2 protein-coding genes are annotated in these 6,497 nt (G+C 51.5%); both read right to left on the bottom strand.

Annotated elements, in window-relative coordinates; genetic code table 11:
- On the bottom strand, positions 1 to 1,600 hold a 1,600-nt coding region (locus tag PAT3040_RS37915; RefSeq protein WP_219930225.1), incomplete at its 3' end, for a BNR-4 repeat-containing protein.
- Positions 1,601 to 1,808: 208 nt separating this feature from the next.
- Positions 1,809 to 6,497 (bottom strand): BNR-4 repeat-containing protein (locus tag PAT3040_RS02415; protein ID WP_181376407.1); only part of this gene is annotated, 4,689 nt, incomplete at its 5' end.

Here is a 6,497-nt window from a genome sequence, read left to right as displayed (position 1 = left end):
CGCCTTCCGTCAGCGGCTGGATAATATCGCCCGTAGCCGTCGTTAGGGGGAAAGCAAGCTCCGTTCCGTCTGCCTTGTACACCTTCCCCTCGGAAGGCACGTATTTCGCATAAGTCAACACATGACGGATGGCATTAGCCGGGTAAGGCGCCCATTCGAACAGAATATGCACATTGCCTTCCGCATCCACCTTGATATCATCCGGGTAGACAGATCGGTTCTGCTCATTGGCGAATGGAGCTACTTTGCTCCATTCACCGTCCGCTGAATTGTATTGGAATAGTTCCCCTATTCTTCTGTCGGTTCCTCCCGAGCGTATCAATAACCAGAGATCTCCGTTCGGCGCGTCCGTTACGACCGGATACGTATAGAGTCCCGCTTGATTCGGCAAGCTTGACGATCTATTCTGTAATGTACCGCTTACCGGGTCCGATCTGAAGTATTTCCAACCTTCATGGTGCATCGAAGCAAACATATGAAGGTTGCCGTCTCCATCCAAAGCAATGGAAGGCTGATTATGTCCGAGATCGTTGATAAATTCCGCCCTGGTCGTACCGTTCATGGCCGGAATTTTTCTCCAATCGCCGTTCCCGTCCTTAATGGCGACTCCGATATAATGGTACCCAGGTCGAAGGCTCGGCTCATTAAATGCCATGTACGTTATACCGTTCTTTGTCTTGAGCGGCCCCCACCAGCCTGCCTGATTGGACACATCCATCTTATAGGGAACTTCCTCGAGCATGCCGTCCGTCCGGCCCGGCTTAATTAGACCTGCCAGCGCTCTACTCAACGCGTTCATACTGTCGTTGACTTCGGGCTGAGTCGCACTTCTGGATTCATACGTCTCATTTGCCGCGTCAAGAGCGGTTTGAAACTGCTGCCAGCTAAGTTCCGTATATTGCTGCTTCATTAGCACCGTTGCTTCGTTGATTCGATCCAGCAACGCGGTTTTGTTGGCTCCGAGCATCGTGACGCGCACTTGATCGATCCCAACGCTATGCCCATATGCCCGGAATCCGATCTTGCCTGCAGGCAGGCTTCCGTCCACAACCGAGAACATGAGCTCGTCATCTACATACGCCGACAGCTTGTTTCCGTCCACGATGAGCTTCAAGGCGTATGTTTTTCCTACCGTCACGGTGTAAGCTCTGGTTGTTAGAGACGTATACGTTCCGTTCTTCTTCAACAGGTCGACAGAACCGGCTTGATTAAGCCGCAGAAGATAAAAACGGTTATAATCGGAAACTCTCGCCAATATGCCGGAGCCTCGCGTTCCTCCCGCCACGGTGTCGATCAGTTTGACTTCGGCTTCTACCGAATAGTTCTCCCATTCCGTATGACCGGCAAATATGATATTTTCCGAGCCCAAGCCAGCATTATCCGCCCTTAATACTTGATTGGCTCCATCGGTTGCAATATACCATTTGCCCGCATCCAAAGGGTCTGTCCAACGATCCAAGATACCGCTTTCAAAATCTTCGAAAAACAACTCATTGGCTGATGCCGACGCCAGGCTGACCGTTTGGACAGATATGGTCGAGGCGATGATCAGAAAAACCATGCTCATAATCAAACTTTTAAATCTCGCTGATCTTTTCACTGCAATTACCCCTCTCTTGTAACATTTGTCCGAATCCTCATCAGTATATCGAGATCTGGAGGGGGGGTGAAGAAACAAATCTATTCAAAAAATAGAACAAATTTATACAATAAATGAAGTGTCCGCTCTGAGTTTGCGCGGTATAGCGAAATTCCGGATGCAAAAAGCATTCGGATCAAAAATGACCGAATGCTTTTTGCTGCCAATATTATTTTATTAACTGTAGCAAGTTCCACACCGCCTGGATGGATTCTGCCCGTTGCGTAGGAGTCTTAGGATCGAAATAACCTTGACCTTTGCCCTGCATCAACCCTAGCGCAATCGCTGCTGCTACTTCACTCTCTGCCCATGACGAAATCCGATTGCTATCGTTTAATGGAGCTGCGCCTTGCTCGAGAACCGGCAGCTTGCCATTTGCATACTCATAAGCGCGTACGAGCATCACGGCCATCTCTTCCCGGCTAATCATCTTGTCCGGGCCAAATTCGTTGGCCGATACGCCTTTAATCAGGTTCGCTTCATTAGCCGCTCCGACTGCCGACGCATACCAGGCGTCCGAAGGCACATCCGCAAAGGAATGCGCTCCGGCCGATTGCAGACCTAACGCTCTGACGAGCAACGTTGCAAACTCGGCGCGCGTCGTCATGCCCGTTGGCTTAAACAAACGATCGCTGACGCCGTTAACGATATGTTTGGCTGCCATCTCCTTTAAAGCCAAATGCGCCCAATGCTTCTGTGGAACGTCATCGAACGAGCGATCATACTCCATTACGCTATAAATTCCCGCATGCCGCACCGTCACTTTGAACTGGTGAGAGGCGCCTTCCGTGATTGCGCCCACATATTCCCAGTGACCAGTCGTTTCATTGAAGTAATACACGCCTAATAAAGCGACATTACTTCTTGCAGGCTCATAGGATAACGTGATCGTAATCGGCTCTCGGAGCAGGGTTTCTGCTGCAGCCGGGTCACGCGCCACCTCTACCGTACTGCCTCCAATACTCAACCGTCCCGGAATTTCCAGTCCTTTCCTGGCAAGGAACTTGGCACGCTGCGATTCCACTGGTACGACGGGATCTACCGACTTCTCCGGCTCTTGAACGGGAGGTGTAACAGGATCCACCGGCATGCAGCTATAGCAAACGTCTGCGCTTGTCCGAACGGTGACAGAAGGTCCGTTCGTGCTCCACACATTTTTGTTTGAACCCGCTTCTACTTTGAAGGTATAGGCGGTATCCGCCGTTAATCCCGTCACCCGATAACTGGTCACGTCGCCACTTAGTTCAATGATCTCGTTGCTGCCGTTATAAAGCTTATACCCCGATACAGCCTCGTCTTCGGAGATGCCCGACCACGTTAAGGTGACCGCGGATACGCCGACGTTCGTCGCGCTTAACACGCCGTCGCTCCACACGGGAGGAAGCTCGGGAGCCACGATAATGGAAGCCTCAAATTGCTCTACGGCACTAAGCAAGTCGTCCCTTGCGTTATTGATTTCGCTTTGAGTCGCGTTCAAGTTCCCCAATACTACCTGTGCGGCTTCAATGGCGGCGCTTAGTGCATCAAGCGCATCCTGCGAAACTTCCCCCGGCTCCGTGCCTACCGAAGTCTCCGTTAGCAGTTGGGCCTGATTAATAGCGTCTTGCAAATCCGTGAAGTCAGCGTCTGCCGCCGTCCGAACGTTGACCGAAGGTCCGTTCGTGCTCCACACATTTTTGTTTGAACCCGCTTCTACCTTGAAAGTATAAGCGGTATCCGCCGTTAATCCCGTCACCCGATAGCTGGTTACGTCGCCACTTAGTTCAATGATCTCGTTGCTGCCGTTATAGAGCCTATACCCCGACAAAACCTCATCTTCGGAAATACCCGACCACGTTAAGGTAACTCCGGATGCGCTGACGTTCGTCGCGCTTAACACACCGTCGCTCCACACGGGAGGAAGCTCGGGAGCGACGATTACCGAATCCTTGCGCCCATAATACAACCGTGTATTCGTTATATCCGTCAAATAGAGAATATCGGAGCCAGGCGCACTTGATTCGACTGACAATCGTTCAATGGGGATACCCGGCGCAAGGACGTCATGCTGCCATACTCCGTCGGCAAATACAGAAACCCGAGCGCGATCGGCGCCCGCTGCCGTTGCATAATAAATTCTGATTTCCGAACCATGGCTTGTAATATCAATGGCCGCCTTTGTATCCGCTAACGAGAAGACGGTTTCCCTGATCCACTCTCCCCCGTCGAAACGGGCAAACTTCACTTCGAAAATATCGGGATTTGCGGCGGTTTTGTAACGATAAGCGACTAATGGCCGGTTGTTGTCATCCAGAACTAGCTTAGCGCTCTGCACCCCTTCATTGCTCTGGAAATTTTCGCCTTCCGTCAGCGGCTGGATAATATCGCCCGTAGCCGTCGTTAGGGGGAAAGCAAGCTCCGTGCCGTCTGCCTTGTACACCTTCCCCTCGGAAGACACATATTTCGCATAAGTCAACACATGACGGATGGCATTAGCCGGGTAAGGCGCCCATTCGAACAGAATATGCACATTGCCTTCCGCATCCACCTTGATATCATCCGGGTAGACAGATCGGTTCTGCTCATTGGCGAATGCAGCTACTTTGCTCCATTCACCGTCCGCCGAATTGTATTGGAATAGTTCCCCTATTCTTCTGTCGGTTCCGCCCGAGCGTATCAATAACCAGAGATCTCCGTTCGGCGCGTTCGTTACGACCGGATACGTATAGAGTCCCGCTTGATTCGGCAAGCTTGACGACCTATTCTGTAATGTACCGCTTACCGGGTCCGATCTGAAGTATTTCCAACCTTCATGGTGCATCGAAGCAAACATATGAAGGTTGCCGTCTCCATCCAAAGCAATGGAAGGCTGATTATGTCCGAGATCGTTGATAAATTCCGCCCTGGTCGTACCGTTCATGGCCGGAATTTTTTTCCAGTCGCCGTTTTCGTCCTTAATGGCGACAGCGATATAATGGTACCCCGGTCGCAGGCTCGGCTCATTAAATGCCATGTACGTTATACCGTTCTTTGTCTTGAGCGGCCCCCACCAGCCTGCCTGATTGGACACATCCATCTTATAGGGAACTTCCTCGAGCATGCCGTCCGTCCGGCCCGGCTTAATTAGACCTGCCAGCGCTCTACTCAACGCGTTCATACTGTCGTTGACTTCGGGCTGAGTCGCACTTCTGGATTCATACGTCTCATTTGCCGCGTCAAGAGCGGTTTGAAACTGCTGCCAGCTAAGTTCCGTATATTGCTGCTTCATTAGCACCGTTGCTTCGTTAATTCGATCCAGCAGCGCGGTTTTGTTGGCCTCGAGCATCGTGACGCGCACATGATCGATGGCAACGCTATGGCCATAAGCCCTCAGCCCGATCTTACCCGCGGGCAGATCTCCGTCCACAACCGAGAACATAAGCTCGTCGTCTACATACGCCGACAGCTTGTTTCCGTCCACGATGAGCTTTAAGGCGTATGTTTCTCCTATCGCCACGGTGAAAGGTTTGCTTGCCAGCGTCGTATACGTTCCGTTTTTCCTCATCAGGTCAACTGAACCGGCTTGATTAAGCCGTAGAAGATAAAAACGGTTTAAATCGGAAACTCTCGCCAATATGCCGGAGCCTCGCGTTCCTCCCGCCACGGCGTTGACCAGTTTGACCTCTGCTTCTACCGAATAATTTTCCCATTCCGTATTGCCGGCAAAAATGATATTTTCCGAGCCCAGGCCAGCATTATCCGACCTTAATACATGATTGGATCCTTCGGTTGCAATATACCATTTGCCAGCGTTTAAGGGATCCGTCCAACGATCAAAGTTGCCGTTTTCAAAATCATCGTAAAACAACTCCGTCGCTGCCGCGTTCCGCTCGATTAGCGTAAAGGTCACGTTGTCGAACCACATCTCGTTGAAGCCGCTAACATAGAAGCCTATCGTACCCGAAGGGTGGTGGTTAGGATCGTTGCCGCTCAACTTCAGTTCTCCATCGACAAAGACGCGGATGCTAGCTCCATCGACTATCATCCTTACCTGATAAGTCGCGCCGGGCAACAAATCCTCATGCGGCACATCCTTCTTTGCGAGCACCTGCCATGACGGATCGTAAAGTATCCATTGCGCCGTCCCGTCTCCCAGTTTGCGGTAGCCAACCTTGCCGGATGTACCGGTAGCGGACCGATCATAAATATAGAACGTTCCGGTCTGTGGAGTCACTGCCGGCATCTTGAGCTCAAAGCTCAAATCGTAGGATGTAAAGAGCTTGGGATGAAGAGCGCTTGCCCCGTTCACGATACGGTACTTCTTATTGCCGTCGACCGTGACGATACTGCGGTTCGGATCGACAGGCCATCCATTCGCACCGGAATCGAAATCCGCGAATAGCAGAATATCCGATACCATGACCACAGCCGAAGCCGAAGCACCCGGATTGGCTACGGACGTGACGGTTATCGTTGTTTCTCCCTTGGCAAGCGCGGTTATTTTACCATTCTCATCCACGGTCGCCGCTTTCGGATTCGACGATTGCCAGATCAGACCGCGTTCTGCCGCATCGGACGGATCGAACGTGACGGACAGCACTGTCTCTTCGTCAACCACCATATTTAACGATTGGCGATCCAACTGAATGCCGACTACGTCTGTCGTTGGCACTTTGAACTCAATATCGTCGAACAACAGATAATCGAACCCTCCCGCGTAGAAGCCGACCTGACCTGAAGCGTTGAAGGTCGCGTAACTCGTCTTAAGCATCAGCGCGCCGTCTCTATAGACGCTGATATCCGCTCCTTTGACGATAATCTTGATGTTATAGACGGTGTTCGGCTTTAAATCCTGAGCAGGCAGCACATTCTCCTTGACCGTCCCCCATGCAGCATTGTA

Source organism: Paenibacillus agaridevorans (assembly GCF_003112455.1).
In the GTDB taxonomy this organism is placed as follows: domain Bacteria; phylum Bacillota; class Bacilli; order Paenibacillales; family Paenibacillaceae; genus Pristimantibacillus; species Pristimantibacillus agaridevorans.
Note: the sequence above shows the minus strand (reverse complement) of the source record. Positions and strands in the feature narration are given on the sequence as shown.